The organism is Anaerotignum sp. (genome assembly GCF_031981185.1).
GTDB lineage: Bacteria > Bacillota > Clostridia > Lachnospirales > Anaerotignaceae > Chakrabartyella.
The window spans coordinates 99,687-104,567 of sequence record NZ_DALYUL010000008.1 but is presented as its reverse complement, the minus strand read 5'-3'; the positions used below and the strand labels follow the sequence as shown (position 1 = coordinate 104,567).

Genomic DNA, 4,881 nt, shown 5'->3' with positions numbered 1-4,881 from the left:
AAACTTTGGTTTAAACTCTTACATGGCGGCACAGTGCCATCTACAGCAGAAAACCTTTTGGATGCAGCAATGGGCGAAAATTATGAATGGACAGATATGTATGCAAACTTTGCAAAAGAAGCAAAAGAAGAGGGCTTTGACCGTATTGCTTATCTTTTTGAGGGAGTGGCAAAGATTGAAAAGGAACATGAAGAGAGATATCGCCAGCTTTTAGAAAATGTGAAGACTGGTGCAGTATTTTCAAAAGAGGAAGAAAGCGTATGGCAGTGTGAAAACTGTGGTCACAGACATGTTGGTAAGGATGCTCCCGGACTCTGTCCCGTTTGCAACCATCCTCAGTCCTATTTCCGTTTAGCTTCCCAAAATTACTAAGGCGCACTTTCCTCAGTAATTTAAAAGATACACAGAAACAAAAAGAGAATTGATGCCCCCTGTCAATTCTCTTTTCTTTATGTTGTTTCATCCAAATTTTAAGGGTGCCGGCAAAGCCGACACCCTTTTGCATATTATTATAATTTATTTGATAAACTCTGCAAAGCTCTTCATTTCTTCGATTGCTTCCGTTACTTTTGCAAGCTTCGAGGTATCCCCCAAGAGGATGGCACCACAGATGGTGTTGTTTAAGAAATAATATTTCTCCAAAATACCCTTTCTTTCATCCTTCACCTGCATGGTCTTATAAGTTAAGCCCTCTTTACTGCCTGGATCACCCATAGCATAAAGCATGGTTCCCAGTGCCGCTAACGTTACACCATAGGTCTTTTGGCCATAGGTTAGGCTATCCCCCGCCGCATTTGCACCTGCAATACGTCCCATTTCAGACGCCACAGGCCAAATTGCAATATTCATACCCTGATACTGGGCACAATCGCCGCAAGCATAAACATCAGGCACATTGGTGCGCATTGCTTCGTCTACAACAACAGCACGATCACAAGTAATGCCGGCCTCGTTAGCCAAGGCAATGCTTGCACGAACACCTGTGGAGATAATCACGATATCTGCCGGGATGCTTTCGCCGCCATCTAATAAAACGCTTTCAACCTTACCATTTCCTTTAAGCTCGGAAATCTTCGCTCCAGTCACAATGCGGATGCCTTGGTCGCTGGCAATCTTGGTGAGCATTTCAACCGCTTCGCTATCAATCTTCCCTGCCATCAAAACAGGCGCGCCCTCTAAAACTGTTACCTGAAGCTTTTCTTTACGCAATTCCCAAGCAGCTTCAAGGCCTAATACGCCACCGCCGATTACCACAGCAGATTTTGCGTTCATTGCCCAATGGCTTACCTTTTCTACATCAGAAATGGTTCTGATTGCGGTTACACCTTCCAAATCTTTTCCTTTGATGGGAGGTACAAAGCTATTTGCACCCAAAGCGTAAACGCACTTATCATAAGGCAATACCTCACCATTGGAAAGATGTGCTTCTTTCTTTTGAATATCCAACTTTTCTACCTTGGTGCCTAATTTAATGGTGACATGATTATCCTCATACCAAGCCCGATCTTCACTGGCAATGGCATCACCGCTTAACGCGCCAAACATATTTTTTGTCAGCATAGGTCTATCATAAGGCAATTCCTTTTCTTCTGATACCATGGTGATTTTCGCCGTTTTGTTTCGCTCTCGAATGGCTTTTGCCGCATTGAGCGCTGCAGTACCACCGCCCAGAATCACAAAGTTCTCTAGGCTTTCCTTGTAGAAAGCAACGGTTTCCACTTCAATTGGCGCAAAATTTTCAGGCCCAACGCCACAAACAGGGCAACGTTCCAAGGAGGAATCTAAAATTTCACCACAAACCAAACATTTCACCAATGTTGATCTTGCTCCTGATTTTTTTGGCATTTCCTTTTGCTGTAATTTCTGACCAAAACGATATCCAAACTCAAAAGCTTCCAAAAGCTCTTTTTCTGAAGGTTTAAATTGTACACGATAGCCATCTAATACACGCATATTCAACTGTTTCAAGCGCTCAATCAAATGAGGCACACCCTCGCCGCTCCAACCGTAACTACCAAAGGCACTAGCAAGTTTTCCACCATGAATGGGGGAATATAATGAAGTAGCTAAATCCCAAATTGGCTTTAATGCATCTCCCAAAATAGTAGGAGTACCAAACAAGAGACCTTCTGCGGGCCCAATTTCTCCCAAAACCTCGCCGGCATCTGCCGTTACCATATCATAAATCTTTACTTCAATGTCGCCGCTGTCACGAATACCATCAGCAATTTTCTCTGCCAACTCACCGGTATAGCCATAAGCACTTACATAAGGTATTACAACGGTTTTTTTCTCATTTACAGGAACCTTACACCATTCCTCGTAAATTTGAATCAGTTCCTCAATATGACTATCCAAAACAGGGCCATGACCTGTGCAAATCATATCAATTTCCAAGGACTTCACCACATCCAATGCTGCCGTCATATAAGGCTGTTTAAAGGGTCCTAAAATATTATCAAAATAATATTTAGTGGCACGCATATAGCCTTCTTCATCCGTTACAGTGCTTCTTAAAATGCCATCATGGGCATAATGGGAGCCAAAGGAATCACAGGTAACCAAAACCTTATCCTCAACAATGTAAGTATACATGCTATCAGGCCAGTGAAGGTTTGGCAGGGAATAAAAACGCAGGGTTTTATCGCCAATGTGCAGTTCATCCTTATCATTCACGGGAATACTATAAAAATCACGATTCACAATTTGTTTCAAAAAGCCAATAGCCGTTGGTGTTGCAATGATTTTTGCACGAGGGCATTTTTCAATAATGCTCTGCAAGCTTCCTGCATGATCCGGCTCTGTATGATCAACAACAATATAATCAATATTCTCTACATCTAGCTTTTCAGAAATTGCTTTTTCATATTCATCAAAAAACTTTGCTTTCGCTGTTTCGAATAAAACGGTCTTATCCCCGCATTTTAAAATGTAAGAGTTATATGTGGTGCCAAACTCGGTGTTCATAATAATATCAAACACGCGTAGATCTTTATCTAAAATACCTGCCCAATACAGGTCTTTTTTTAACTGTAATGTATTCATGAGACCCTCCTTGTTGTATACTGTATGCGCAATTAAATTGCTTACTATACGCCTTTGTATGATTCCTTTAGATTTAAGCTACATACATGGTTTCAATTTTATTTCTAAAAAAACAAAGACCGGTATTTACCGGTCTTTGGGTTGGTTTTTATGCTTCGTACTTCCAAAGTCCATGTAAATTACAGTACTCGTACGCTGCTACTAATTTCTCATTATCTGTCAAAGCAAATTCAGCCTCAGGAGCACCTGTGTGATCCAAATACTTCAATTGTCCGCCTTGGGTTGTTTCCAAATAGATCCAAGCAATATGATGCTCTTCTAACATAGGATGGGCAACACTGCCAACAACAACTTTCACTTTATTTCCCTCTACAGTTACAACGGGAACATGCTTTTCTGACGCACCATCAGAGGTATTCGCTTTCAATTCCTGCATAGCCTCACCACAACAGACTACAGTACCTCCTCTATCCTCTACCATGTGGATAATATTTTTACAGTGATTACATCTAAAAAATTTTGGTGTCATGCTGCATTCCTCCTTCATCATTAAACCGTTTATATTTTGTTATAATGCATTATCTTCAGTTTCTTTATACAAATTTATTTTTACTTTTGTATAGTTATATGATAGCATAAAAAGAGAGAAAAAAAAAGTTGCAATTGCAACAATAGAAGGTGTTTTTATGAAAAATTTGAGTAAAAATCCAATTTTTACCGGTGTGACTGCCGAGGATATTGAAAAAATGATTGTTTGCTTTGAAGCAGAAAAAAAATTTTTTCATGAAAAACAGACGGCTTACGTGTATGATGTGGGTTGTCAAAAAGTTGGATTATTATATCATGGCTGTGTCTCCATTAACCGGTTGAATGCCGATGGGTCTTTGGATATGCTGGAATATATTGAGGATTCCGGAATATTCGGTGCTGCTTTTTCTTTTTTTGATCATGACGATGAGTTTATCGTAATTTGCGAAAAAGATTGTGCTATTCTTTTTGTAGATAAATCTCACATTACAAAACGATGCGCAAACGCTTGTGCTCACCACAGCATAGTCATTGAAAATTTACTTACTTTTATGTCTAGAAAAATTGTGAATTTAACAGAAAAAGTAGATATTTTAAGCCATCGTACCATTCGTGAAAAGCTTTTAAGCTATTTTCGGTTGCAGACGGCAAAAACGGGAAAAAATTTCTTTCAACTTCCTTTTTCGTTTCTGGCATTGGCCAATTATCTTTGCATTGACCGCAGTGCAATGATGCGGGAGCTGAAAAGAATGAAGGAAGACAATACCGTAAAAGTTATTGATAAAAATATTTATTTAAATACACCCAAATATTGACCAAACAATTGGAAAATCCTTTTATTTGCCTTTTTAAAATTAAAAAGCCCCTATTGCAAGAAATTTATTCGTGCAATTGGGGTTTTTCTTTCCTAAATAAATATAAAGTTACATATTGTATTTTTTGCAATCACATAAGTTTTTCTAGGAACCGCTGATTTAACAAAGGGTGTACAGATGCTCTGGGAAATTTTTTGCTTCTCAACGAAAAATTCACCCTTTTATATGTGCCCACGGAATAAATCAGCGTTTCCTTAATATAAGAATTAACCTTTTAACCTATGAAGATACTTTTCTTTGGTGGCCATACCGCCCCGAATGTGGCGTTCAGCTTTATTGACCTCAAGCACACGACGAACAGATCGAGCCAATTCCGGATCAATACGTTCTACACGGTCAGTAATATCTTTATGTACCGTTGACTTACTAATCCCAAATTTTTTCGCCGTTTCTCTGACAGTGGCGTTAGTATGGATCATAAATTTTGCCACCT

General features: G+C 39.4%; 5 protein-coding genes. 2 read left to right on the top strand and 3 right to left on the bottom strand.

All coding sequences use genetic code 11. From position 1 onward, the window contains the following. On the top strand, positions 1–372 hold a 372-nt coding region (locus RTK36_RS06485; RefSeq protein ID WP_312045406.1), incomplete at its 5' end, for a rubrerythrin family protein. A 144-nt stretch (positions 373–516) separates the two neighbouring features. Here RTK36_RS06485 and RTK36_RS06480 read toward each other — a convergent pair. After that, positions 517–3,045 carry an FAD-dependent oxidoreductase gene (locus RTK36_RS06480; protein ID WP_312045403.1) on the bottom strand — a complete coding sequence of 843 codons (2,529 nt, stop codon included), beginning with the start codon at positions 3,043–3,045 and terminating at the stop codon, positions 517–519. A gap of 148 nt (positions 3,046–3,193) precedes the next feature. Continuing rightward, positions 3,194–3,574 carry a desulfoferrodoxin family protein gene (locus tag RTK36_RS06475; protein ID WP_312045401.1) on the bottom strand — a complete coding sequence of 127 codons (381 nt, stop codon included), beginning with the start codon at positions 3,572–3,574 and terminating at the stop codon, positions 3,194–3,196. Positions 3,575–3,731: 157 nt separating this feature from the next. Between RTK36_RS06475 and RTK36_RS06470 the strand changes: the two genes are divergently transcribed. Continuing rightward, positions 3,732–4,388, top strand: coding sequence for a Crp/Fnr family transcriptional regulator (locus RTK36_RS06470; RefSeq protein ID WP_312045399.1), 657 nt, complete (start codon positions 3,732–3,734; stop codon positions 4,386–4,388). Positions 4,389–4,654: 266 nt separating this feature from the next. Here the strand turns inward: RTK36_RS06470 and RTK36_RS06465 are convergent, their stop codons facing one another. Next, complete coding sequence (locus RTK36_RS06465; RefSeq protein ID WP_442871339.1) at positions 4,655–4,867, bottom strand: sporulation transcriptional regulator SpoIIID; 213 nt, start codon at positions 4,865–4,867, stop codon at positions 4,655–4,657. Between the last annotated feature and the right edge of the window lie 14 nt (positions 4,868–4,881).

Excerpts from the sequence above, each read along its gene's own strand:
- RTK36_RS06465 (WP_442871339.1), bottom strand. The coding sequence starts at position 4,867 with ATGATCCATACTAACGCCACTGTCAGAGAAACGGCGAAAAAATTTGGG.
- RTK36_RS06480 (WP_312045403.1), bottom strand. The coding sequence starts at position 3,045 with ATGAATACATTACAGTTAAAAAAAGACCTGTATTGGGCAGGTATTTTA.
- RTK36_RS06475 (WP_312045401.1), bottom strand. The coding sequence starts at position 3,574 with ATGACACCAAAATTTTTTAGATGTAATCACTGTAAAAATATTATCCAC.
- RTK36_RS06470 (WP_312045399.1), top strand. The coding sequence starts at position 3,732 with ATGAAAAATTTGAGTAAAAATCCAATTTTTACCGGTGTGACTGCCGAG.